Annotated in this window: 20 protein-coding genes and 1 pseudogene; 11 read left to right on the top strand and 10 right to left on the bottom strand. The window is 61.9% G+C overall.

The features are described from left to right. The first annotated feature begins 12 nt into the window (after positions 1 to 12). From ACWRN3_RS20150 to ACWRN3_RS20115, 8 genes are read left to right on the top strand one after another with little or no spacing between them, the layout of a single operon-like run. Positions 13 to 1,188 carry a MinD/ParA family ATP-binding protein gene (locus ACWRN3_RS20150; protein ID WP_166843106.1) on the top strand — a complete coding sequence of 392 codons (1,176 nt, stop codon included), beginning with the start codon at positions 13 to 15 and terminating at the stop codon, positions 1,186 to 1,188. A 17-nt stretch (positions 1,189 to 1,205) separates the two neighbouring features. Beyond that, positions 1,206 to 1,535, top strand: coding sequence for a hypothetical protein (locus tag ACWRN3_RS20145; RefSeq protein WP_243753418.1), 330 nt, complete (start codon positions 1,206 to 1,208; stop codon positions 1,533 to 1,535). Between the two features lie 3 nt (positions 1,536 to 1,538). Beyond that, positions 1,539 to 2,318, top strand: a complete 780-nt coding sequence (locus ACWRN3_RS20140; RefSeq protein ID WP_166843108.1) for a hypothetical protein — start codon at positions 1,539 to 1,541, stop codon at positions 2,316 to 2,318. Beyond that, a complete protein-coding gene (locus tag ACWRN3_RS20135) occupies positions 2,299 to 4,185 on the top strand; it encodes an MraY family glycosyltransferase (RefSeq protein WP_324645364.1) in 1,887 nt (628 codons plus the stop codon). Before ACWRN3_RS20140 ends, ACWRN3_RS20135 begins: the two co-directional genes overlap by 20 nt. A 46-nt stretch (positions 4,186 to 4,231) precedes the next feature. After that, positions 4,232 to 5,797: a hypothetical protein gene (locus tag ACWRN3_RS20130; protein WP_166843109.1), complete on the top strand. Its 1,566-nt coding sequence runs from the start codon at positions 4,232 to 4,234 to the stop codon at positions 5,795 to 5,797. Then, a complete protein-coding gene (locus ACWRN3_RS20125) occupies positions 5,794 to 7,368 on the top strand; it encodes an ATP-binding protein (protein WP_166843110.1) in 1,575 nt (524 codons plus the stop codon). Before ACWRN3_RS20130 ends, ACWRN3_RS20125 begins: the two co-directional genes overlap by 4 nt. Continuing rightward, a complete protein-coding gene (locus tag ACWRN3_RS20120; protein ID WP_166843111.1) occupies positions 7,365 to 9,062 on the top strand; it encodes a type IV secretory system conjugative DNA transfer family protein in 1,698 nt (565 codons plus the stop codon). The genes ACWRN3_RS20125 and ACWRN3_RS20120 overlap by 4 nt, the downstream gene beginning before the upstream one ends. After that, a complete protein-coding gene (locus ACWRN3_RS20115; protein WP_166843112.1) occupies positions 9,059 to 9,442 on the top strand; it encodes a DUF4913 domain-containing protein in 384 nt (127 codons plus the stop codon). Before ACWRN3_RS20120 ends, ACWRN3_RS20115 begins: the two co-directional genes overlap by 4 nt. Positions 9,443 to 9,583: 141 nt before the next feature. Here the strand turns inward: ACWRN3_RS20115 and ACWRN3_RS20110 are convergent. Both ACWRN3_RS20110 and ACWRN3_RS20105 read right to left on the bottom strand, forming a co-directional pair. Beyond that, positions 9,584 to 10,276: pseudogene (locus ACWRN3_RS20110) on the bottom strand (MFS transporter); the annotation flags it as partial. A 72-nt stretch (positions 10,277 to 10,348) separates the two neighbouring features. Further along, a complete protein-coding gene (locus ACWRN3_RS20105; RefSeq protein ID WP_324645365.1) occupies positions 10,349 to 10,969 on the bottom strand; it encodes an Lrp/AsnC family transcriptional regulator in 621 nt (206 codons plus the stop codon). Between ACWRN3_RS20105 and ald the strand changes: the two genes are divergently transcribed. The 3 genes from ald (at position 10,968) to ACWRN3_RS20090 (ending at position 13,436) form a co-directional block, all read left to right on the top strand. Continuing rightward, positions 10,968 to 12,083 (top strand): alanine dehydrogenase, encoded by a 1,116-nt coding sequence (gene ald / locus ACWRN3_RS20100; protein WP_142122576.1) that lies wholly within the window; start codon positions 10,968 to 10,970, stop codon positions 12,081 to 12,083. The two genes, ACWRN3_RS20105 and ald, sit on opposite strands and share 2 nt — an antisense overlap. Before the next feature lie 68 nt (positions 12,084 to 12,151). Then, on the top strand, positions 12,152 to 12,409 hold the full coding sequence (locus tag ACWRN3_RS20095; RefSeq protein WP_324645366.1) for a hypothetical protein: 258 nt from the start codon (positions 12,152 to 12,154) through the stop codon (positions 12,407 to 12,409). 532 nt (positions 12,410 to 12,941) lie between these two features. Further along, complete coding sequence (locus ACWRN3_RS20090; protein ID WP_235565123.1) at positions 12,942 to 13,436, top strand: HtaA domain-containing protein; 495 nt, start codon at positions 12,942 to 12,944, stop codon at positions 13,434 to 13,436. Between the two features lie 221 nt (positions 13,437 to 13,657). Here ACWRN3_RS20090 and ACWRN3_RS20085 read toward each other — a convergent pair whose 3' ends face one another. The 8 genes from ACWRN3_RS20085 to ACWRN3_RS20050 all read right to left on the bottom strand — a co-directional run bounded on the left by ACWRN3_RS20085 (position 13,658) and on the right by ACWRN3_RS20050 (position 22,085). Then, positions 13,658 to 14,422, bottom strand: a complete 765-nt coding sequence (locus tag ACWRN3_RS20085) for a type 1 glutamine amidotransferase (protein WP_324645367.1) — start codon at positions 14,420 to 14,422, stop codon at positions 13,658 to 13,660. Positions 14,423 to 14,687: 265 nt separating this feature from the next. Beyond that, positions 14,688 to 16,472 (bottom strand): helix-turn-helix domain-containing protein, encoded by a 1,785-nt coding sequence (locus ACWRN3_RS20080; RefSeq protein WP_207597854.1) that lies wholly within the window; start codon positions 16,470 to 16,472, stop codon positions 14,688 to 14,690. A 4-nt stretch (positions 16,473 to 16,476) separates the two neighbouring features. Next, positions 16,477 to 17,637, bottom strand: coding sequence for an NAD(P)/FAD-dependent oxidoreductase (locus ACWRN3_RS20075; protein WP_324645368.1), 1,161 nt, complete (start codon positions 17,635 to 17,637; stop codon positions 16,477 to 16,479). Then, the gene (locus ACWRN3_RS20070; RefSeq protein ID WP_056332056.1) at positions 17,634 to 17,870 is read right to left on the bottom strand and encodes a ferredoxin; all 237 of its coding nucleotides are present in this window, start codon (positions 17,868 to 17,870) and stop codon (positions 17,634 to 17,636) included. Before ACWRN3_RS20070 ends, ACWRN3_RS20075 begins: the two co-directional genes overlap by 4 nt. 5 nt (positions 17,871 to 17,875) lie before the next feature. After that, positions 17,876 to 19,069, bottom strand: a complete 1,194-nt coding sequence (locus tag ACWRN3_RS20065; RefSeq protein WP_056331965.1) for a cytochrome P450 — start codon at positions 19,067 to 19,069, stop codon at positions 17,876 to 17,878. Further along, positions 19,066 to 19,806, bottom strand: coding sequence for a gamma-glutamyl-gamma-aminobutyrate hydrolase family protein (locus tag ACWRN3_RS20060; RefSeq protein WP_207597855.1), 741 nt, complete (start codon positions 19,804 to 19,806; stop codon positions 19,066 to 19,068). Before ACWRN3_RS20060 ends, ACWRN3_RS20065 begins: the two co-directional genes overlap by 4 nt. Before the next feature lies 1 nt (position 19,807). Next, positions 19,808 to 20,581, bottom strand: a complete 774-nt coding sequence (locus ACWRN3_RS20055; protein ID WP_324645369.1) for an SDR family NAD(P)-dependent oxidoreductase — start codon at positions 20,579 to 20,581, stop codon at positions 19,808 to 19,810. A 58-nt stretch (positions 20,582 to 20,639) separates the two neighbouring features. Continuing rightward, a complete protein-coding gene (locus ACWRN3_RS20050; RefSeq protein WP_324645370.1) occupies positions 20,640 to 22,085 on the bottom strand; it encodes a glutamine synthetase family protein in 1,446 nt (481 codons plus the stop codon). Positions 22,086 to 22,252: the final 167 nt, after the last annotated feature.

Here is a 22,252-nt window from a genome sequence, read left to right as displayed (position 1 = left end):
AAGGAAGACCCGATGAGTACCAACTGGTCAGGCGCAGAGCGGAAGTCACGCGCCCCCATCAGCCTGCTCGATCCGGAAACCAGCGCAGAGGACAACACCCCGGAAACGGCAGAGGCCGCCGTCTCCGAGTCAGCACCGGATAAGGCACTTGCAGCAACAGCTGCGCCGGCCCCGCTGGTCAGCGGCCGGCGCAGCGCCTCGGTGCTGCAAAAGGACAACTTGAACGATGAACTGCCCCCGGCCACTGGCTGGCAGGCGTTCCTGCGGGCAGTGACGTTCGGTCTGGTCAAGCCCAAGGTCGGCGCGGCCGAGCTGGCCCGCCGAACGGACCTCTCCGCGATCCAGCGGGTCTATTCCCGGCCCATGCGCATCATGGTCGCCCAGCCTCTGGGCGGGGTCGGTAAGACCATGTGCAGCGTCGGGATCGGCTCCACCTTCGGGATTCACTCGGGCCAGCACGCCATCGTGTGGGACAACAACGAAATGATGGGCACCCTTGGTGTGCGGACCAACGCAAACGGCTCCACCCGTACCGTGTGGGACCTGCTCAACGTCCTGGAAAAGTTCGAAACCATCGAAGCCCGCAAAGGCGACTTCTCCTACTACACCCGCCACCAGGGAAAGAATCAGTTCTCCGTCCTGGCCTCCGACGAGGACCCTGACCGGATGAAGTCCATTGGGGCCGAAGAATTCAACCGGATCCACACAGTGGTTAGCCGGTTTTACGACACCATCGTCCTGGACACCGGCAACAACACCCGCTCCGAGAACTGGTTGGCTTCAATCGAGGTCACAGACCAGCTCGTGATCCCGGTCCGGCTACAGCGCAACGCTGTCGTCTCAGCCCTCCGGATGATCGAACAGCTCGAATCCATGACCGAACGCACCGGGAACCGGCACTACAAAGACCTGGTGAACAACGCCGTGGTCGTCGTGACCCAGGGCGGCGGGGCGAAAGTTTCAGCCGCCGATCGGGCGGACCTCCGTGCCCAGCTCGAAGGTACGGTGCGGGCCATCATCGATATCCCATACGACGCGGCACTCGATAACGGCTCCATCATCGACTGGCAGCTCGTGGGCGATCCTGCCCGCCGCGCTTTCGAACGCGTGACCGCCGAAATCGCTGCTGGCCTGCTCGAGGTAGATAACCGCACTGCCCACGCCCCTAACCACTTCACCAACCGATAGGAAACCCCATCATGTTCATGAGCATCGTCAACGAAGTCATCGTTCCCGCGGCCGCCAACAACCCCCTGGACGGGGTGACACCGAACATCAACGTCTTCGGCGTCAAGTTCCAAGGCGCGATCCAACTCATCCTCGGCGGCATCTGGGCGTTGGTCCTGATCCTGGTTACCGCCGCATTCCTGATGAACTTGGGCAAGTGGGGCGTCGCCCGCCAGCGCGGCCACTCCGACGACATTGCAGACGGCGCAGACGGCGCCAAGCGCAGCGGCATCGCCTTCGCCGCCGTCGCCGGCGCCAGCGTCATCATCGGCGGCATCCTTGCCCTCACAGCAGCAGCGGGAGCCTAGTCCATGCAGAAGCACTGGAAGGCGCTTACGGCGGTAGGAGTTGTGATCGTCGCCGTTGCCGTGGCCGTAATCCTCATCAGCCGTCCGACACCTTCCGCTGAACAAGAACCCAGCTCACTTCAGGCGTCCGGGAAGTTCGGGTTTCCCGTCTCCACGATCAAGATCGGTGAAGGAGGAACAAAAACGGCCGGTGATGGCAAGACCATCACCGGCTATAGCGGCACGTGTGATTCCGCCGCCCAGGCAGCGGCCAACTTTGCTCCGCTGCTATCGGAAGTCAATCTGAAGACCTGGGCGGACCAAAAGAAAACCCTGACTGAGGTTTCCGTTCCGGGCCCCTGGTTCGAAAAGGTGACTTCCGGGGGAGACCTCATGACCACCACCAAGAATCTGCCGTCCGGCGCTTTCGATGGCGGGTGGGTTTCCCGTTCCGACGTGGCTGCCGGCGGCCTGTACCGGGTTGCCAGCTGCGAAGAGAAGAAGCGCGCTGTGGTTCAAGTCTTCATCGGATCTTTGAATGCCCAGGTCAAAACCGTTCCGGCCGGGGGCTTCGGAACGGTTCCGATGGAACTGACCTGGGATGGCGACTGGAAGATCACGGACGCCCGACAGTCTGCCGATGACCCGAATTTCGGCGGCCGCGTCCAAGACAGAGGACCTGCTGGAGCGACGCCTGGAGAACCCACTGGAGATTTTCCGGTGTTGACCCAGGACCTTGTGAACTCGGTGTTCGCGGACGTGCGCAGAGATGGGTGGATTGAGTATGCGAACGCTAAGCGCTAATAAGACGATTCGCCTGGTCGCGGCCCTATTGTCGTTGTTCCTCAGCCTCGGGGTTATCACCGCCGGACCTGCTCAGGCAGCGGACGACATAACGAAGTCCGAGAAGTTGAACGCTGATCAGATGAAACGCCTTGCGGGATTGCCCGATGATCAGAGGAATGCGATCCGGGACAGGCTGAACCTGGAGCTTGGCAAGACAGCTTGTGGTGACATGGCCTTCTACGCGGCCATGGGCGGAAGCAATTGTGAGAATGTCGCGGCAAAGGCCTTTGAGACGTTCCTGACGACGCCGGAGAAGTCTCTGGACTACGGCGGGGACACTGCGTCGTTCTGCGCCGCGCTGCCCTCTGCGGGAGCGCCTCTGACGGGTACAACCTGGTGCACGGGCGGGTCGATTATTCAGAAGTTCGCTCCCGTAGCTGGCGCCGTTCTGCGGACCGCCATCGCGGTCCAGCCTGGTGGGCAGTTCGTGCTGGGTGCGGTGGACACGGTGGCCTTTATCGCCAATGCCAAGGATGGGTTTGAGAAGTTTGCGAACTCGACCAAGGAGGCCGGCGTCTCGGCCACGAACGAGGTCCTGGTGAACCTGTTGAAGGTCTCGAAGTTTGACGTCGATGAGGGTTTCCGGACCACGTGGGCGATCTTTTCCGGGCTTGGGATCATCCTGCTGACCCTCATGTTTTTCAAACTCTTCCGGGACTACTCGGACGAGAAAATCGATCCGGACTCCATGCGTGAGTCCGTGCTCTGGTATGCGCCGTTGGCGATTCTCCTGGCCTTGTTCGGTCCGGTCCTGGGCTACGTGGCAAATAACGCGCTGATCAGTCTCACGGAGTCGATCAGCCCGTGGACGGCAAACCAGATCGGGACCTTCTCCACGACCATTTCCCGGTTCGCCTCGTATGAGTCGAACGGGGTTTTCGGCCCGCTGGCAGCTGTACTGCTGTTCGGCCTGCTGTTTATCGGGGCGTGGGCACTCCTGGGGCTTTTCGCTCTGGCGCCGATCGCCCTGTACCTCCTGGGCGTAGGTATCGCGTTAATGCTCGGATTCATGATTCACCCGGAGCACCGGGCCCGGGTCGGCAAGGTCGGGTCGCTGTGGCTGGGAATCGCTTTGTCCAAGCCGCTGCTGCTGTTGATCATGGGTGCGTTGTTCAGTTTCATTTCCTCCCGCCCCGCGTTCCAAGGCGGGGGAACCAGCGATGCGCTGGTGAACGCTTCATCTGTCTTTATTGCGGCCGCCGCGATGGTGGTCCTGGCGTTCTCGCCGGCATTGCTGTTCAAGTTCGTCCCCATCCTTCCCTCTTCCGCTACCGGGCTGGGTGCCAACCGTCCCTCGATTGCAGGGGCGGCGATGGTCGCCGGAGCCGGAGCCGGAATCGGCGCGATGATCCGTCAACGCCGCACAATGCAAGCCCAGTCCGGCCCGGCTAGCGGCGGCCCAGTCGGCCCGAACGGCGCAGGGCAGCGGCAAGGTAGTCCCGGCCTTCCTGTCGGGCCTGACAACGGTATGACCGGCTCGCCGGCAGGCGCTGGGACTGGCCGTCGCAGTGCTGGCCATGCCGGCCGGGAGGCGTCCGGCGCCCAGGATCCAACGCCAACTCCTGATACCCGCACCATCGCCCAGGCTCAGCGGGACGATCGGGCCGGGACACCGACGGGGAAGGCTGCTGCAGCGGCGCGCAATGGCGCTGCCGCCTTCGGTAAGGGCACGGCAACAGCCACACGGGGATCGGCCAAGATCGCCGCGGGCGGTGCGACAGCGTTCCTCCTGGCAGGACGTGAAGCATCGCGGCAGGCTGCGATGCGCGGCCGTCAGGGCGTGCATTCGATGGCCCCGGATACCGATCACATCAGCGGCCGGTAATGAAGCAGTTTGTAGCGGGCAGTAAGGAAGCGGGGGAGTAGGTCTGATGGGACGCATGGTTGTTGTCGGTGGTGAGGTTTCCCGGCGTGGTTTGTGGGGCGGGAACCGCACCGGTCCTGAATGGATCGGCCTGAGCACCGCCTTGGCATTGGGACTGGTGACGGTCATTTCCCTCAAGGACGTGATCGTGCTGGGCCTGATCCTGGCCGCGGCCATCGTCGGGCTCGGGGTGGTCTTGACCACGCCGAGCAAGATTACCGGGTACCGCTCTCTGGGGGCGTTGATCGTTGAACGGCAGCACCAGCGGTCCCGCCGCAAGAACAAGTCCGCGACGTTTGTCCCGGTGAAGTTCCGGGACCAGACCCGCATGGTGAAAGCCTCTAAGGCTGATCGGGCCCGTGCCGATGAGAAGGGCATGATCGAGGTTCCGGTGAAGCACCGGAACAATGCCCCGCTGATGGTCGGGACGGTCCGCCCGTTCACTGTGCAGACCCCGACGGGGCCGATGACGGTTTTCCGTCACGGCGGGAAGATCAAAACCCCGTACTACACGGTGACCGTGGAAGTGATGGGTTCTTCCTCCGGGATCCGGGAGGAAAACCGGGAAGACTCCGCGTACGTGGCCCGCGGTCAGTTCCTGGCCCGGATGGCCCGCCGGCAATCCCTCATCACCCACGTCCAGACGCTCTCCCGCGCGGTCCCGATGGATTCGACCGACCACCTGCTGTGGATCAAGGACAAGCAGGCTCAGGGCATCAACCGGCTGCTGATCACTTCCTACGGGGACCTGGTCCAAACGTTGCAGTCCCGTTCCGAGCAGCACCGCACCTACGAGACGTTCCGCATTCCCCGCTCCGCTGCGTTGTCGCTGAAGGCCTCCAAGCTCGGCGGCGGTGACACCGGCCTTGGGCTGGCTATCCATCAGGAAATCCGCACCGCCCTGGCGCAGGCGCAGATGATGGGCGGGATCCAGGATTACCGCACCCTGGGACCTGAACAGATGGCAGCCCTCCTGCGGCACCTGCAGGACCCGGATTTCGACATTGACGATGATGAGAACGCGGACCTGGCCGACTGCTGGCAGCACATGGACGGGGATTCCTCGGATTCTTCGGTGGTCATCAACGGCCACTGGCACACCCGCACCGGGTACGTCCCGGCTTCAGCGTTCAGCCCCGAAGCAATCCCCGTCTCCGCCCTGCAATCGTTGGTCTCCGGGATCCAACCGGCCGTGGTCCACACCGTCTCCATGGTCCTGGAACTGGCCGATGCCCGCACCGCCCGGGGGAAAGCCCGCACGGACGCGGCCATGGACCGGGCCAAGGGCAAGGAAGTCGCGAAGTCCGGTGTCGTGACCGACGGATCCGAAGAAGTCCTCATGGGCGCCTCCACCCAGCGGCTCCTGGACCTCAAACCCGGTTCCGGGCACCACGGCGCTTCCTACGCGCTCTACATCTCCTACTCCGTGGAATCAGAGGACGAGCTGCTGGCCACCGCCGATCTGATCGAGGCTGCGGCCGCGGACGCCGGGATCGAATTCATTGACTGGATGGATCACCGCAATGACCTGGCCTTGATCACCACCATGCCGTTCACGAGAGGAATCCGATGAACACCCCCAAACTCATCAAAGGCCTGCGGATGCCTTGGGCCCTGACCACAAAATCCCGCCGCACCAAGCGTTCCCAGACCCGGAAACAGCGCCTAGCCGCAGAGAACAGCGTGGCCGCCGCTACCGGAGATGCCCTGGCAGCCAAGCGCCGTGCAGGAAAAGACAGCCGCGAAGCCACAGCGAGCGTGCAGTGGCATTGCGAGCGGAAGAGCTCGCGGGCCTCCCGGCTGGGGTATTACGATCCGGCCGCCCCTGGTGTGTTGTCCTCGACCCGGCAGATGGAATTTTCGCACATGGCCATTGCCTCGCCCCCGACCTCGCACCGGGGCCTGGCGTTCGGGATCGATGCAGGTTCCGGGTGGATGGTCGTCCATGACCCGTTCACGTCCTACGGCAACGAGCTCGAATCCCCGAACGTCTGCTTCATCGGGGACCTTGGCCAGGGCAAGTCCTCCGGGATCAAGACTTGGGCGGTGCTGCGGCAGCTGCTCTTGGGCCGCCGCGTCGTGGTGATCGACAAGAAGTACCAGCTGGACCAGAACGGCGGGGAATACACCTCCCTCGCCCAGCGCCTGGGCATCACGCCGGTGAAGTTCATGGTCGGCGGTGGAGGGGCCAAGATCAACATCCTGGACCCGCGTATCGCTGCCCGGCTGAACGAGGACAGCCACGACGACACGGCACTGTCCACCCCGGCGGGTCAGTCCATGCTGGTCCGTGCCGTGGTTGAAGAAGCCCTGGGCCGGCCGCTGCTGCCCAAGGAGGGCAAAGCCGTCCGGATAGCCCACAAACAGGCGCTCCGCACGGCGGCCGCGAACAACGAAACCGCCCATATCCGCCACGTCCTCTCAGCGCTCTACGCACCCGACGCGGACGCCGCGGCGGCCTCGAACCTGTCCGTGAAGGAAATCCGGCAGTGGGGCCAGGACCCCGCGTTTGAACTTGAACGCATGATCGAAGATGACCTCGCCGGCCTGATCGACGGCGAAACCAGCACCGAAATTTCCCTGAACGCAGGGCTGACCGTCTTTGACGTGTCCCTGCTCCCGGAGGACGGGCCGGCGCTGGCGATCGTCATGACGATCATCAACACCTGGCTGGCGAACACGCTCTACCGGCAGGAAGAACCTGTCCCCACTGTCCTGGTTATCGAAGAAGCCTGGCACACCGTCCAAGGCTCCGTTGCGAAGGTCACCCGCCGCAACACCAAGCTTTCGCGGGCCCTGTCGCTCTCGTGCATGTTCGCGTTCCACCACATCTCCGACATTCCCGGAGACTCCCCGGCCATCGCCATGCTCAAAGAGTGCGGAACGGTCCTGCTCTACAAGCAGCAAAAATCCGATGACGCCTGGGCGTGCGAGAGGATGTTCAACCTTCCCGCCGGGTCCGCGGCCGATATCGCGTCCCTGACCAAAGGCACCTGCATGATGCGGATCGGCGGGAAGGATCCTTTCATTGCCATCCACGTCCGCAGCGCCCTGGAAATCGAACTCACCGACACCGACAAGGCCATGAAATCCACGGCCACCATCAACCAGCACGAAACCGACACCCAGGAGGAAGCAGCATGAGCGCGACCAAACGTATGTCCACGGATTCAGTGATGAAAATCGGCCTGGCCGTCATCGTGATCGTCCTGGTTGTTCTCGGCTGGGTATCGGCATTCCTGGGAGAGTTGCTGACACCCACAGGGATGCCCTGGACCGACTTCTCCGCGCTGTCGGCAAAGATCAAGGCCGGCGAATTCGCTTGGCCCGGTGCAGCCACGTGGATCCTGATCGTCCTCGCTGTCCTGGCCCTCGTCGGCGCGGGAATGCTCACGGCCCTCTTTGGCGGGAACAAGCACCGCGACGACGGGCTGCCCCGCTACAAGGACCTCGAAAAGCGGATGGGCAAAAAAGCCGCCTTGGCCAAGGCCAAGCAGTCACTGGAACTCCCGGACGACGCCACCGAAGAAGAGATGATTGTCGCTCTGTGCAAGCTCGACGGACAGACGCTCTACGTCCAGCACGAAGACTCCATGTGGGTGTTCGCCCCGCAGCGCTCCGGTAAGACCCTGTTCCTGGCCGTCGGGATCGTCCTGGACGCACCAGGTGCCGTGATCGCCACTTCCACCAAGAATGACCTGCCGATGTTGACCGGTGTTGCCCGGCAGCGCAAGGGCGATGTGTCCGTGTTCGACCTTCAGGACATTTCCGGGTGGCCGAACAAGGTCCGGTGGAACGTCATCACCGGGTGCGAGGATCCCGACGAGGCACTGGCGCGAGCCAAGGCCTGGGCAGGCGCCCAGCCCATGGGCAACGTCAAGAACGGGGACTTCTTCAACTCCAAGGCCTCAGCCGTCCTTGGCCGGTTCCTGCACGCCGCTGCTTTGGGTGGTAAGAACATCGAAGACGTGGTGCGCTGGTCGAACAACTTCGCGGATAAGGAGCCCTTGGAAATTCTGCTTGACCACGGCGCTCCCGCAGCGTTCTCGGACCGCCTGCGGGCCCTCACCACCTCACGGGCCGGCGAAACGGTGGACTCAATCCAGGAAACCCTTGCCGGGCTGCTCGAACCGTTGTCCTCACCGAAGGCCATGCAGATGCTCAGCCCTGCGGAGGGTGAAGGATTCGATATGGAAAGGTTCCTGGAAAAGCCGAACACGGTGTACCTGCTCACGGACGGGGAGCGCTCACCGGTCGCACCGTTGGTGGCGATGTTCGCCGACTTCATGTTCCGCAAAGCCCAGCGCATTTCCCAGTCCATGCCCGGAGGCCGGCTGTGGCCGGTGCTGACGATGGTCCTGGACGAGGCGCCGAACGTCGCCGCCATCCCGGACATGGCCAGTGCGCTGTCGGATTCCGGCGGTCGTGGGATCCGCATCATCGGGTTCAGCCAGTCCTTTGCGCAGAACCGGCAACGCTGGGGCAATGAAGCCGCCACAGCAATCCGTGGAACCTCCTCGATCAGGTTGTTCCTGCCGGGCCTGGAAGAGCTCGACGAGCTGGACAGGATCGCCCGGGCCGCGGGGACTACCCGCAAGGAACGAGTCTCCACCTCCCAGGGCCGCGGTGGATCCTCCCGGACCATCAGTGAGGAAGAGCGGCCTGTGATCCGTGGGAACGAGATCCAGCAGCTTCCAGTGGGGGAGGCCTTCATGCACTACAGCAACGTCGCCCCTGCGGTAGTGAAGCTCATGCCGTGGTGGGAACGTGCTGATGCGGATCAGATCAAGTCAGATAAGGCAGCTGCAGGAGAGATTGTCAGGAAGGTGCAGGTATGACCCAGCACGGCCATGAGCAAGACGATGGAGTGGATGAGGCCGAACTGATCCAGCAGTTTGTCATGTGGGTTGAAATGTTCGTCCACGATGTTGAAGCGGTTCCCGACGAACCCACCGGCCGGCACTGGTGCCCTGAGTGGTGGCAACACCCAGAAGCTGTAGCCCGCTTAAAGTCCCTATTCGAGGCTTACAAGCAGGCTGACGAGGACAACACCATGTCGGCCTGGTGGGTCCAGCACTGGGACCCACAGTCCCGCACGCTGTTCTCCGCCGCCGGCCCCTTCAAAAACTGCCAACGGCAGCACGCATTCCTTGACCGGGCACAGGACTACACGCCGCGGCTGGTTACGGTGCCGCCGCCGGTTGACTGGAGTCCATAGAACTGGAGCCCACTCGCTTGTTGACGGAATCGCTGTTATCGGCGTTTATAAAGATCTGTGGGAGACGCCGCATAGCCAGTAGGCGCTGGCGTTTGACAACGCCAGCGCCTACCAAAGGCTGTTACGTAGAGAAAGTGGCTCTCAGACTGTTAGTTCGTCAGTGCTTGTGTCGGAGTTTTCGGCTTCGGGTGTTGGGTGTCCATTGAGCGTTGTTAGGGCCAGTACTCCAGCGATGACGAGAATAGCGGCGGCGACTAGCAACGCTGTACTGTAACCCGCTGTGAGAGCTGCCCCGAGGCTGACGCCGGCGCGTTCGTGCGGCGCTGAGATGGTGGCCGCGACAGCGGCCAGCACGGCTAGACCGAGAGCGACGCCGATCTGCTGGGCTGAGTTGAGCAGCGCCGAGGCGATCCCTGCCTTGTCCTGGTCGACGTGGTAAACGGCGGCCTGTGTGAGCGCTATGACGCCCAGGCCGAATCCGCCGGCGAGTACGAACATGGCCGGTGCCAGGTGGAGCCAGTAGTTGGCGTCCTCGGCGATGGTGGAAAACCAGAGCGCAGCGACGGCGCTGAGGAGTGCCCCCGTTGCAGCGACGACACGCGGTGCTATCTTCAGCAGAAGCTTCGGGGCACTACCGGCGCCCAGTATGAGTCCGGCAGCGAACGGCAGCCAGGCAGCACCGGTCTGGAGCGGGCTGAATTGCTGGACCTGCTGGAGGTAGAGGGTGATGACATAGAAAGTGCCCATCGGGCCAATGGCGAGCAGGAGCATGGTGGCGTAGGCGCCGGCACGGTTGCGGTCCCTGAAGAGGCTTAGGGGCACCAGTGGGTTTTTGCTGCGCGCTTGAGTGACCGCGGGATGACCCTCGGCTGGGCCATCTACGGCGAGCGAGTTGTCCTAGGCCACCTAGAGCCCGAAGGCGGTTCCATGACCGTGTTCGAACACGAGGTTGGTCTGGGTGCCTGCGACGGCAGGATTCGAGGACAAGTGGTCCAGTACGAATTGACGGATGTGCTCGGTGTTTTTGGCCGTGATGTGGATCAAAAAATCGTCGGCACCGCCGAGCACGAAGAACTGCTTGATTTCGGGAAGGTCCCGTAACTCGTTTCCGAAGGCGTTCATGAGGTGACGGGCACCAGGCCTAAGCCGCACGCTAACCAGGGCTTGGAGAGGCAGGCCCATCGCTTCGGGTGCGACTTCGACGGTGAACCGCTTGATCACCCCGGACTCTTTAAGCGCCTTAAGGCGGGCAAGACAGGTTGAGGGCGCAAGCCCCAGGGCTTCCGACAACGACTGATTGGTTCGCCTTGAATTCTTGGATAACAGACCCAGAAGCCTCTGGTCGACTTCGTCCAGAGTCACCTGCTGCAGTTTCTGCGGGTCGGACACCATGTAATACTCCTCACAGTGCAGGAATTTGCCGGTTACTGGCATTCTGCCGTAGATCCTGTGCTGAGACACGCCTAATCCGCAGTTTCTGTCATTCTTTTTCCCACAAGCATCAATCTCCCCAGAAAGCGTGAGCATGATCATCTCCGTCCCCAAGGAAATCAAGAACAACGAGTTCCGCGTCGCCATCACAGCTGCCGGCGTACATGAATTCAAAGCAAACGGCCACGACGTGCTCGTGGAAACCGGTGCCGGCGTTGGTTCCGGCATTAGCGATCAGGAGTACGCACTCGCCGGAGCTGAGATCGTTGAGACTGCGGAAGAGGTCTGGGCCCGAGCCGACATGGTGATGAAGGTCAAGGAACCCGTGGCGTCCGAATACCGCCATTTCCGCGAGGGATTGCTCCTTTTCACCTACCTTCACCTTGCCGCGGAGCCCGCACTGACTCAGGCGCTTGTCGACTCCGACGTCACGGCCATCGCTTATGAGACGGTGCAGGAAGGCCGGGCGCTGCCGCTGCTCGCACCCATGTCCGAAGTAGCCGGCCGGCTCTCCGTTCAGGTCGGCGCGACCTCCCTCATGGCGCCCGCCGGCGGCAAAGGCGTGCTGCTCGGCGGCGTACCCGGCGTCCGCCCCGCGAAAGTGGTGGTCCTCGGTGCAGGTGTCGCAGGCACCAACGCCGCCGCCATGGCCCTCGGCCTCGGTGCCGACGTCACCATCCTGGACATCAACATCAACCGGCTGCGCGAACTCGACGCCCAGTACCAGGGCCGGCTCAAAACCGTGGCGTCGAACTCGTACGAGATCGAAAAGTCAGTTATCGATGCAGATCTCGTCATCGGCTCCGTCCTGATTCCGGGAGCGAAGGCCCCCAAGCTCGTCACCAACGACCTCGTTGCCCGGATGAAGCCCGGCTCGGTCCTGGTGGACATCGCCGTGGACCAGGGCGGCTGCTTCGAAGACACCCACCCCACCACGCACCAGGAACCCACCTACGAGGTCCACAACACCATCTTCTACTGCGTGGCCAACATGCCCGGAGCTGTCCCGAACACCTCCACCTACGCGCTGACCAACGTCACACTCCGCTACGCGGTTGCTTTGGCCAACTACGGCGTCAAGGGTGCTTTCGACCGGCTCCCCGCTCTGGCGGGCGGTCTGAACGTGGCGGCGGGAAAGGTCACCCACAAGTCTGTCAGCGATGCCCATGGACATGACCTCGCCGACTGGCAGGACCTCGTAACGGTTTAGGACATCGGCTGTGCCTGCCCGAGAGAAGGCAGGCACAGCCCGCTCCATAGGAAGGGGCACGGCATCAAATGGCATTTCACCTGCAACCCCAATGGCAGCCGCTGGTTGGCCAACTGGTCATCGTGAAACTTCTGGATAAGGAGATCCGCCGCGGAGTTGTCGACGCGGTAACCGACGATGATCAAATCCTGTGGCTCGACAGTGACGGCGCCGAGCCCCGCCGTCTCTTTCACCGGGCAGACGGTTTCAAGGTGTGGGTCGACTATAGATGGGAAACCGACAGGTCCAGCCTCTGCCCTGGCTTCCAGCATGCTGCTGCACCATGAGGTGCGAACACTCCGCCGCGCCTGGACGCGTACAGCTTCTGGAACGGCTGCATGACGATAATGAGTTAGCAAGAGCCATTACTCGGCTGCGCTCTGAAACAGTTCAGGATGAAGCGTCAGGTGTTCTTGTCACCTGGCACGGCCCTTGGTCCTACACCCTTGAGCTCAGCCACCAGATTCCTCCTGGACTCGTCTACGAGTGCGTCGCCCCGGAACAACTCAACTGCTGAGACTGATTCAGGAACGGTCTGACTGATCGAGCCCATCGCCGCCCCTCCCCCAACGGTGGCGGCGGGGCCCCTCCAGCAGGCTGTCGACCTCAATAACGAGCCGGCCGCGGGGCCCACCGTCCGCCGGATGGGCACCAGGCACACAGCCGGTGCGAACGCTATGCCCGCAGTACATATCGATCATCTGTGCCGGCGCGACAATGGTCGAATATGAAGAGTCGGTAAGCCACTCCCATTTCTGCTGTGTCGGGAGCGGGAGCACCACCGGCCGTGTGCAACCTGGCAACGAGAAGGAACCCCTGATGTCCGAACCTACTGTCGAAAGAGCAGATCTCGGCATGGCCTGGGCGGTGAAAGAGAGCTTTGTACAGTACGTGCAGTCTATGCGCGATGGACGCATACTCCTGCGCGAGGGTGCTGCCGTGACAAATACCCGGCAGTTCTATTTCCCGTTCAGGAGCCTGGATCATTCTGACGGGCACAACTTTGTGCTCCAGTTCGGTGGAGAGGCCCGCTTCCTCGCCCATCACGGGCTTATGTCGGTCTCGATTTGCAACCCAAAAATAATAGTCGGGCCCGACGGGGCATGCCTGTCCATCGAACAAGGAAACGAGATCGTGCACCTCGCCCATCTCGACTTGCCGGCGGTGTCTGTGGAAGACGGCATCAACATGTGGGCAAATGTCCCAGTAGCTCTGACCAGCGCAGGAGCGGCTGTTTTCGCAGATAGCTATTCAGCCGGAGAAACGCTGGCTCCGCTGACCATGAGGGCACCATCCTTTGTGGAAGTATCCTGACCCCGTTCTGGGGTGAACTGGCGGTACCAGCTGGGACAAGGTCCTGGGCCAGACATGAAGACGCCGTGCTTTGCCCCGCTCCATACTGGTGGATCCGGGCACGAGGTACTGGCAAGGGCCTGTTCCTGCCCGCAGACTCAATGGGTCCAGGGGCAGGAATCGCTGCATCGGCTAGTGTCCTACGTCCACCCCGCGGCCGCAGCGCCACTACGCACTGTTGGTTACTGAGTAGCCACCGTTGCCGTGGTTCGGACCAGGTGGGCGAAGCGTCGCGCCATCGCTTCGGTATGCTCCCTCACGATCTGGTCTTGATTCTCGAATGCTTTCATTCCGCGGCCGGCCCGCTCCACGGCAACCGTGTCATTCTCCTTGACCAGGGACAACCACTGGCGGTAGACCACCGGCGAGATCTCCGGGTGAAACTGAACTCCCCAGGACATCTCGCCTACTCGAAAAGCCTGGTGCGGATACTGGTCCGTCATCCCGAGCCATACCGCTGACGGCGGGAGTTGTTCGATTACGTCCCCATGCATGGCGCCTGCGAAGAAGGGACCCGGCAATCCGGCCATCAAGGGATCCTCGGCAGCATCGGGCCGTAATGCCACCTCTACGACCCCCGCCTCGAGGCCTTGGTCTCCCCTAGCCACGGTCCCGCCGAACGTCTGTGCCATCAGCTGAGCTCCAAGGCAGATCCCTAGCGTGGGCTTCCTCTGGATGGCGGCGGCCGCCATAAGGCGTCGGATGTCGGTAAGCCAGTGATAGGCATGGTCGTCCAAGGAGCTCATGTCTCCGCCAAGAACCACCAGGGCGTCCTCCTGGATCACGTCCGGGATCACGTCGCCACTGAAAGGCTGGATAATTCTGGTGGTTATTCCCTCGTCATGCAGCCAACCACCGAGACGGTCCAGCGGGCAGTGGAAATCTGGCTGTATGACGAGTGCCTGCAGGGTACCGGTACCTCGGGGCAGGCTTGGCTGATTGGTCATGCTCGAATTCCTTATCGGGCGGTCGGAGTTTCAGATTTCGAAACCCCCGGTTGTGAAGGGACGGTGGCTTCCTGCGCGGGCAACCCGGCCACCAAGGCCCATGGCCTTAGTCCCCGGAGCCACGCGGACAACTTCAACGTAGCGAACACCATGGCCGGGACCGCAGTGCCGTTTGCACATTAAGATCCAAATGTGTGTGCCATAGACAGCCTGGTGCCCTTGGGATCCCGCGAATATTCCTCAGCGGACCCGGCCGCTGTTGCCGTCATTGAAGAACCGCGCGGTGGCCTTCGCGCATCGCCAGTCGCGCAGCAATGCCCGTGGGCAGCCAGTCGCCGGCTTCTTCGAATGAATGACCGATGAGCTGCTCTACGCGCTGGAGCCGTTGCCGGAGTGTGTTGCGGTGGATGTGCAGTTTGGAGACCGTGTCAGCACTGGATCCTTTATTGGACAGGAGCATGGCGACTGTTTCTGCCAGCTGGGTTCCATTTTCCGCATCGTAGTGCATGAGGGACCTGAGTTCCGCGAGCACGTCCCTGATCTCCGCAGACATCCCCTCGCCAACAAGGGGCAGTTCCTGCAGGTGTTCTATGTCGCTGAAAGAGGTGACCCGTCTCCCGGATGTCCTGCCGACGAGTTCTGTCCAGGCCAGTGCGGTTTCGGCGTCTGAGAGCGCTGGCTGCAGAGAGGCGACGTCCCGCGCCAGCGGACCTACGCCGGCGAAGGCTGAGACGCCACGGTGTTCGTCGAGGTCAGAAAGAGTCGTCTCCAGCTTCGCCTTGATCTCTTCTCCGGAGCCGGAGGGGGTATCGATAAAGAGCAGGCTGAGGGGGCCTTCGGTGAAGACCAGGGATCGGGGGCCGGCCAGCTCCTGAAGGTAGGGGGCGATGCGTCTGGACACCGCGTCAGAGTCGAATTTCAGCCGTTTCACTCGTACCAGGACCGGCAGAGTGCGGCCCTTGGACCAGCCTGACTCCTCGAGAATGCGGGCGAATGTGCTCGTGCCGACGCTTCGGAGCAGGCGTGAAGCATGGGATGAGCCGACGGACTCCAGTTCTACTGCTTCAAAGAGGGCGGCCAGCTGAGAGCAAATGGCGCTGAGCCGATCGAGCTCTCTGGTGGAATAGCGGCGTGGACGATAGCACGTGACGATGCCCCGGGTGCTCGTCAGGCCAAAGGAGACAGATATCCGCTCGTGTCCGGCGAAGTTGGATTCAATGAATTCGGACGTTGCTGTTCGTGAGTGAGTGGTTCTAACTACGATTCCGCTTCGCTCGCCCTTGTCCATTGCGATGGCGGTGGGCGGCGATGTGGCTGCACCCCGCCCGAAATATTCAATGACGCAGCCATCGGAGCTCATGTGCTTAAGAATCGCCTGGGTGGCCACTTGGGCGCATTGCAGGACGGAAGTGGCGGAGTTGATTGGGAAATCGACGAGGAAGTGCGCTGCTGCGGATTGGCGCCGCAAGTCATCAACTGTCTCAGCCTGCAGCAGGCCGCTGGCAAGCAGCACTCCCACCTCGTCAGCAATCAGCTTTGACTCCCAGGTGAAGGTTTCCTCCTCATATGACCAGAGGCTGAACACGCCAAGGAGGGTCCCGGTCGGTGCCACGATCGGGACAACCAGCATCGAATTGAATTCTTCTTCCTGCAGTTCGCTGATGCTGGCGAACCTCGGGTCCTGCTGAATGTTCTTGTTTAGGACAACCGACTGTCTGGTGAGTCCTGCCCAGCCAGTTACACCTTCGCCGAGGCGAAGGGTGATTCGTCCCACTTGCTGGCTTTGCACTCCAGGGGTGCCTGCGCGCATGACAAGGACTTGTTCCTGTTCATCCCACAGGTAGACGAAAACCCCTGCTGAGTTCGTTGCCCTGGCTACCAAGTCCACTGCCCTTTGAGCAAGCGCGAGTGGATCGGGTCCTTCCATCATGAGCTGCGTGAGCTCGGACAGGGTGTCTGCGCGAAGCTCTGCTATTTGGAGTTTGTGGCGATAGCCAGCGGGCAGGACCTCATTCGGTTGCGGGGCCGCGGGTTCAGCAGGGGGTTTCATCGTTTCAGCTTAGAAGGCTCATGCCCAGGGAGGCCCGGCTGAACTGCCTGGGCGCGTTGACACCGATCCAAGCCACGTCCTCCTCCGCAGATCCAATCCGGTACAGGGCGGCGTTGCGTTCCTCCGCAGCGTATACCTGTACAAGTTCGCCTGCCGGCGGAAGCATTCCGTGTACCTGTACCTTTCGGCCGAACTGCTCCGTCCACCCGTACGGAGCCTGTTCCAGTTCGCTGGAGTTGAAGCCTGCAAAGTGTTCAGCCAGGGCTGCGCCATGACGTTGGGCCTGGGTCCAACTCTCGAACCGCCGAAAGGTTTTGTCCTCGGCCCGCCGGGCCGAAACGTCTCCGATAGCGAAGATCCCGTCGGCGATTTCACCGCTGGTCAGCAGGGCTTTCCCGTCCGCACTGCAACGGACTCCGTTGGAAATGTCGAGCTCGCTGTAGGTCAGCCATTCGGTGTGGGGGCGTGCGCCGACAGCGCTGATCACCAGGTCGGCGTGCAGGTCCAGGCCGCTGACCCGGACCGTCCACTGCGCATCCGTTTTCTGAATGGATTCCACAGCAACCCCAAAATGAGTTACGACACCGGCCTGATGCATCCATGCCTTCGCTTCCTCTCCCAGATGTCCTGAAAAGAAGCGCTGCATTGGTTGCGGAGCCAAATCCACTACCGTGACGGCAAGCCCACGCTGGGCGAGTGTAGATGCCAGTTCCGCACCAATGGTTCCGGCGCCGATGATGATCGCACTGGCAGCTCCTGCATCCACGGCGCTGCGCAGGGCAAGGGCGTCCTGGGCGGTTCTGAGGCTGAGAACGCCCGCTGGCTCGTTCGGCAGCCGGATTGAGCCGGCTCCGGTGGAGATGACGACCGCGTCAGCCGCTACTTCTCCGAGCTTGTCCGTCAGGACAGTCCGCTTGTCGGTGTGCAGCCCGATGGCCTTTGCATTGAGGATCGGCGTAGCCTCCGGCCACCACTCGGCCGGTTCGACGGGACCAGTGCCAAGAAGGAATTGCTTGGACAACGGGGGCCGGTCGTAGGGCGCGTTCGGGTCTGAATCAATGACGATAAATTCGCCTGCAAAGCCCAGCTCGCGGCTGCGTTCAATCAGCATCGCCGACGCAACCGAAGCACCAATGACCGCAACCCGGTTTGGCAGATGTGTCACGATGCCGAAACCTCTGATGCTTTCTCGCTGGCCTCGTTCGTTTCCCGTTCCAGGATTGCCCGTTCGGGGCAGTTCCGGATGGCCTTGCGGACGTTGGGTTCATCGCCGCTGTTTTCGCGGCCAGGAATGACGTGCGCGTAGCCTTCCTCGTCGATCTCAAAGGTTTCGGGTGCCAGAGCCCAGCACCGGGCGTGGCCTTGGCAACGCCCTCCGTCGACCCAAAGTTCTCCCATGGTGATCAAGCTCCAATCTTGAGGGTAAGCGGGCCGACGCCGTGCCACGGTTCGTCGTCATTCGCCCGTTCGAAGTGAGGGACAGCCTTCAGGAATTCCTCCATGGCGATAACCATTTCGGCGCGGCCAAGGTTCGAGCCGAGGCACCGGTGGATCCCTCCGCCGAAGGCCAGGTGGCGGTTGTCTTCACGGTCAATCTTGATGTCATTGGGTTCTTCGTAGACCTCCGGGTCACGGTTGCCCGCGCCGAAGACGAGCACTACGCGTTCGCCAGCCTTGATTTCCTGGCCCCGGACAACTGTGTCCTTCTTCGCGGTGCGGGCCATGGCCTGGACCGGGGAGAGGGTCCGCAGGAATTCTTCTGCTGCGGTGGGGATCAGGTCCGGGTCTTCCCGCAACTGCTGCTGGGCCTGCGGGTTGCCGGCCAGGTACCAGAGGGCGGAACGGATCGCCCAGGCGGTCGTGTCCAGCCCGGCGAGGAAGAGCAGGTAGCAGTACGACAGCAGCTCTTCACGCGTGAGCTTCCGGCCTTTCACTTCCGCTTTGAGAAGCTGGGTGATCAGGTCATTGCTGGCGTCCGCTTCCGGTCCGGCCTTTTCCCGTTCGTCGAGAAGGCGGTCGAAGTAGTCGTTGAGTTCGCGTCCGGCCGCATATGCGGTTTCCGGATGCGCGGTCCGCTCATAGATGATTTCGTCGATCCACCGGTCGAAGATTGGCCAGTCCTGTTCCGGATATCCGGCCAGGCGGCTGAAGATAATGGTCGGCATCGGGCGGGCAAGCTTTGCCGAGACATCAACGACGTCGCCGGCTGTGAGGACTTCCTGGCACAGCTGCTGAGCGGTCTCCCGCATGCCGGGTGTCAGCTTTGAGATGTTCATGGGGGTGAACATCGGCAGCAGAATTTTGCGGAAGTCAGCGTGGGTCGGGGGATCGATGTCGATCGGAATCAGGGGGACGTCAGTGCCGAACGCTGGGAGGAGCATTGAGGGTCCGACCGCGAAGGTGTCGGGGTCCTGCTCGGCGTTGAAGATATCTTCGCTTTTGGTGATGTACCAAAAGCCTCCATACTTGTTGCTGTGCCCAACAGGGCCGTTGGCCAGGATGTCCTGGTATTCGTCGAAAATGTTGTCGAGCGACCGTCCGTGGAAGTCAAAGTCTGACTTGTTGTGGCTGAGTCCCCGCTCAGTTTCTGTGCTCATGAGAATTGCTCCTGAAGTGGTTTCTGTGACTGTGCGTACGCTGCGGCCTTCTCCACGAGATCGACGAAGAGGGCCTTCTGGGCTTCGTGGTAGTCGACCATGTGCTCGGGATGCCATTGGACTCCGATGAGGCGGGCATCGTCGGCTTCAATTGCTTCGATAACGTCGCCTTCCCGTCCCACGACACGAAGGCCTGTTCCGAGCTTTCCCAAGCCCTGGTGGTGGTAGCTGTTCACGGGAATGGTCAGGTCTTTGGCGATCCGGGCAAGTTCGGAACCGGGCTCCAGCTGTACCTGGTGCCATGGTTCATGAGAGGGATGGTCCTGCCAGTGCCCCCTGTCCGGGCTCACTTCCTGGACGAGGTTTCCGCCTCGAATAACGTTGACTAGCTGCATCCCCCGGCAAGTGGCCAGGATGGGCAGGCCGCGGAGCATGGCCTCGTTGTAAAGCTCGATTTCGAAGTCGTCCCTGATGTCGCACACGTCATAAACAGTGTCGACCGGGTCCTCGCCATACAACCGGGGGCTGATGTCACCGCCGCCGGTGAGGATCAGCCCGTCGAACCCTTCAAGCGCCGCATCCGGGATCGTTGCCGTGGACGGAAGAATGGCGGGACGGCCGCCTGCGGCAAGCACGCCGTTGGCGTAGGCCATGTTCTGGACCGTTGAAGGCATCGGGCCGAAGGCGGTATCGACGGTTTGCCGGGCCGCGGAAATGGCAATAAGGGGCGACCTCATGTCAGTAAACCAGCCAACCGCCGTCGACGTGGATGGTGGTACCGGTCACCCAGCTGGCCTCGTCGCTGGCCAGGAATGCGACTGCGTTGGCAACGTCGGAGGGCCGTCCGATTCGTCCAAGCGGCGTGCGGTCGAGGAGGAACTTCACGGCCTCCTGGTTTTCCAGCACGGACTTGGTGAACGGGGTCTCGATGAAGCCGGGGGCGACAGCGTTGACGCGGATTTTGGAAGCTGCGGTTTCGATGGCCAAAGCCTTCGTGAACATAAGGAGTGCACCCTTGGAAGCGTTGTAATGGACCTGGGGGTGTCCGCTGCTGGCGATGACGATGTGGGCCTCGACAGAGGTGATGTTGACGATGGCACTGGTTGAATCGTCGCCCCGGGCCGCGGCGCCCTTCTCCAGCAACGGCCGTGCGGCCTGGCTGACCAGGAACGGTCCGGTGGAGTTCACGGCGAACACCTGGTCCCATTCCGCTACGCTCACGTCGTCGAAGTTGCTGCCCTTGACGATGCCTGCGTTGTTGACGAGGGTGTCAAGCCGGCCGAATTTTGCGTCGATTTCCGCCATGCCGCTGCGGACCGAGGCTTCGTCGGCGACGTCCATAACAACAGCCACCATTTCCGGGTGCTGGCCGATCAGACGCTCGAGCGCGGCCTCGTCACGGTCGAGGGCTACGACGGTGGCGCCCTCCTTGAGTAGCTTTTCTGCGATGGCAAGGCCGTTTCCGGACGCGGCTCCGGTGACTGCAGCGATCTTTCCGGGGTGAGTGGTCATTGGGTGCTTCTTTCTGAGTATGAAAAATGGAAATGGAGCTCTTAGCGCTGCACTAGCGCTAGATGCGTTCCAGGTACCGTGCGATTTCGAAGTCGGTGACGCTGGTCTGAAGCTTGCGGAGCTCCCAGCGCCTCGTCTGGACGTAGTGGGTCACGAACGTTTCGCCGAAGTACGCCTTGGCGACCTCGCTTTTCTCGAACTGTTCGATGGCCTGGTCGAGTGTTCCGGGCAGCTGCTTTACCTGGTGTCCTTCCTCCAGGGCGTAAGCGTTGCCTACCACCCGCTTCGGGGCGGTCAATTCCTGCTCCACGCCGTGCAGGCCGGCAGCGATGTTAGCGGCGATGACCAGGTAGGGATTGGCGTCAGCGCCCGGTACCCGGTTTTCGATGCGTGCGGCACTGCTCTTTGACGGGATGGACCTGATAGCGACCGTTCGGTTGTCCAGGCCCCAGGTGGCACTGGATCCGGCCCACTGTCCGCCTTCGGTCCGCTTGTAAGAGTTGATGGTGGGCAGGTAGAGGGCCGTGAGCTCCGGTGCCGTCTCGACGACGCCGGCCAGGTAGTTGTACCCGATGGCGCTCAGTTCACCGGGCTCCTCGGCATTGGCGAAGGCGGACTTGCCCGACTGCGGATCCCAAAGGCTCTGGTGCATGTGCCCGGAGGAGCCGGCCCACTCCGAATTGATCTTGGCCATGAATGACGCCGTGTAGCCGGCCTCAGCTGCAACCTCCTTGACGGTGGCCTTTAGCCGGAGGGCGTTGTCTGCGGCTGCGAGAGCATCCGAATAATGGATGTTCATCTCAAACTGGCCTGGACCGTTTTCACTGTTGCTGGCCTCGATGAAAATGTCCTGCTCAGACAGGCGGCGTCGGATCTCACCGATGAGGAACTCGGTGCCTGTGTCCCTGACGAGGCTGTAGGTGTGACTGCCCGCTGTGATGGGGGTCAGGTCGCGCCAGTCCTTGGCGGCAAGGTCCGTCGGGGTGCCTTTGAGCAGGTAGAACTCGAACTCGTAGGCGCAGACTGGCGAGTATCCAAGGTCTTCGGCTTTCTGCACGACCCGCTTGAGAATGCTCCGGGGACAGATTGCCGCCGGCTCGCCCGACATCTCGTAGGCGTCGCAAATGACGGAAGCCACGCCGGGTTCCCCGGGAACGACCTTCAGGGTACTGAGATCGGGGAGGAGCGTCACGTCAGGGTAACCCGTGTCCCACCCCGTGTAGCTGAGATCAGAAATGATTTCGTCCTGAATGTCCCAGCCGAAGATGATGTTGCAGATATTCGTTCCGCGCTCAGCGACGCTTTCCAGGAAGTACCTGGCAGGGATGCGCTTGCCGCGCCAAACACCGTCCAGGTCCACCACGCCCACTTTGAACGTTTTGATGTCGTTGTCGGAGACGAACTTTTGCAGTTCGTCATGCGCTGACGCGGCTGAGGATTGATCCTGCATGTCGATAGCCTCGAGTTCGTGGAGGTCCTCCGGGACCTGTGTGATGGGATTCACTGTGTACCTCTTATCCTCATTGATATTGGTTACTAAAAACACTAAGAGCGGCGTCCTATAGGCGTATGTGCAAGGTGCACATCATGATTGCCGGCTACATGCACTCGGTAAGCCAGGTCACATTCCTGTGCGGTACGCAGGCCAAGACTTTTCCGTGTTCTGCCCAG

Source organism: Pseudarthrobacter sp. rb, assembly GCF_056389225.1.
This window is presented reverse-complemented; position numbering and strand designations above follow the sequence as displayed.

Excerpts from the sequence above, each read along its gene's own strand:
- ACWRN3_RS20095 (WP_324645366.1), top strand. The coding sequence starts at position 12,152 with ATGGCATTTCACCTGCAACCCCAATGGCAGCCGCTGGTTGGCCAACTG.
- ACWRN3_RS20065 (WP_056331965.1), bottom strand. The coding sequence starts at position 19,069 with ATGAGCACAGAAACTGAGCGGGGACTCAGCCACAACAAGTCAGACTTT.
- ACWRN3_RS20060 (WP_207597855.1), bottom strand. The coding sequence starts at position 19,806 with ATGAGGTCGCCCCTTATTGCCATTTCCGCGGCCCGGCAAACCGTCGAT.
- ACWRN3_RS20130 (WP_166843109.1), top strand. The coding sequence starts at position 4,232 with ATGGGACGCATGGTTGTTGTCGGTGGTGAGGTTTCCCGGCGTGGTTTG.
- ACWRN3_RS20140 (WP_166843108.1), top strand. The coding sequence starts at position 1,539 with ATGCAGAAGCACTGGAAGGCGCTTACGGCGGTAGGAGTTGTGATCGTC.
- ACWRN3_RS20055 (WP_324645369.1), bottom strand. The coding sequence starts at position 20,581 with ATGACCACTCACCCCGGAAAGATCGCTGCAGTCACCGGAGCCGCGTCC.
- ACWRN3_RS20150 (WP_166843106.1), top strand. The coding sequence starts at position 13 with ATGAGTACCAACTGGTCAGGCGCAGAGCGGAAGTCACGCGCCCCCATC.
- ACWRN3_RS20120 (WP_166843111.1), top strand. The coding sequence starts at position 7,365 with ATGAGCGCGACCAAACGTATGTCCACGGATTCAGTGATGAAAATCGGC.
- ACWRN3_RS20105 (WP_324645365.1), bottom strand. The coding sequence starts at position 10,969 with ATGCTCACGCTTTCTGGGGAGATTGATGCTTGTGGGAAAAAGAATGAC.
- ACWRN3_RS20070 (WP_056332056.1), bottom strand. The coding sequence starts at position 17,870 with ATGGGAGAACTTTGGGTCGACGGAGGGCGTTGCCAAGGCCACGCCCGG.
- ACWRN3_RS20085 (WP_324645367.1), bottom strand. The coding sequence starts at position 14,422 with ATGACCAATCAGCCAAGCCTGCCCCGAGGTACCGGTACCCTGCAGGCA.
- ACWRN3_RS20080 (WP_207597854.1), bottom strand. The coding sequence starts at position 16,472 with ATGAAACCCCCTGCTGAACCCGCGGCCCCGCAACCGAATGAGGTCCTG.
- ACWRN3_RS20145 (WP_243753418.1), top strand. The coding sequence starts at position 1,206 with ATGAGCATCGTCAACGAAGTCATCGTTCCCGCGGCCGCCAACAACCCC.
- ACWRN3_RS20135 (WP_324645364.1), top strand. The coding sequence starts at position 2,299 with ATGCGAACGCTAAGCGCTAATAAGACGATTCGCCTGGTCGCGGCCCTA.
- ACWRN3_RS20125 (WP_166843110.1), top strand. The coding sequence starts at position 5,794 with ATGAACACCCCCAAACTCATCAAAGGCCTGCGGATGCCTTGGGCCCTG.
- ald (WP_142122576.1), top strand. The coding sequence starts at position 10,968 with ATGATCATCTCCGTCCCCAAGGAAATCAAGAACAACGAGTTCCGCGTC.
- ACWRN3_RS20115 (WP_166843112.1), top strand. The coding sequence starts at position 9,059 with ATGACCCAGCACGGCCATGAGCAAGACGATGGAGTGGATGAGGCCGAA.
- ACWRN3_RS20090 (WP_235565123.1), top strand. The coding sequence starts at position 12,942 with ATGTCCGAACCTACTGTCGAAAGAGCAGATCTCGGCATGGCCTGGGCG.